The sequence below is a fragment of the Phyllobacterium sp. P5_D12 genome (assembly GCF_054049495.1).
The window spans coordinates 1-921 of sequence record NZ_JBFUMG010001019.1; the positions used below are offsets into that span (position 1 = coordinate 1).

The 921-nt window shown below is 56.4% G+C and carries 1 protein-coding gene; it reads left to right on the forward strand.

Annotated features, from left to right (window positions below; genetic code table 11):
* On the forward strand, positions 1-921 hold a 921-nt coding region (locus ACXJ5O_RS28385), incomplete at both ends, for a hypothetical protein (RefSeq protein WP_457302824.1).

Sequence of the window (921 nt, forward strand, 5' to 3'; positions counted from 1 at the left end):
GAATGGATCGACGATCTGGCAAAGCCCGGGCCGGAACTTGTTGAGTCAAAGGGCACACTTGGCGAAGTCCTCCTGTCGGAAAATCATGTAAATGTGTTTGGCCTGGCCAACGCGGTCACCGCACAGGAGCATGATCCGGATCGGCCTCGTGCGCGCGGCGATCGCCATGAATTTGGTGATACGAAGTTTCGGCTTATTGAGTACACACTGCGTGCGACCACGAGGTTCCGCGAATACCTGCCACCCTCGCTCTATGCGAAGAAAGAGGAAGTAACTCGTGTCGGGCCAATTGCCGAGGGGCAGAAGATATCGATCGGTGCCGATGACGATCCTGGAGCTCCGTTTCTCGTTGAGGCTGGTACAGCGTTGAATACCATCGTGCCGTCGAGTTGCCCGCCCGATGAACCGCGGATCGTCTATATTGTGCCGACGTTTCGCTGGCAGGACACACCCGGTGAGCAGTCTCTTGATACGGTACGTCTCGGCAATGGCCTGAGGATATGGTTGGAACGGCCATGGTTTTCGTCCGGAGACGGCGAGTTGCTCGGCGTGGTGATCCTCGAGGACAATGCAAGGTTCACCGATATTCCCAAACATATCGTGCCGCTGGTGACACAGTGGGGCCTTGATCCCCTTTGGGATACGGTGCTGCCCAAGAGCACAACCAGGATTACCGATTTTCCCGCCCGCGTCACGGATGAGATGGTGTCGCTGCGAGAGTTTCCAAACAACGTCCGCATCATTGGACATCGGGTTCACTGGGATGCGGAACGTTCCCTCTGGTATTGCGACATCGAACTCGATCCGGGCCGCAGCTATATGCCATTTGTACGTCTTGCGTTGGTACGCTATCAGCCTAATGCGTTGTCTTCGGCGAAAATCTCCAAGGTTGCCCTCGCGGATTTCTCGCAGGTTCTGCCG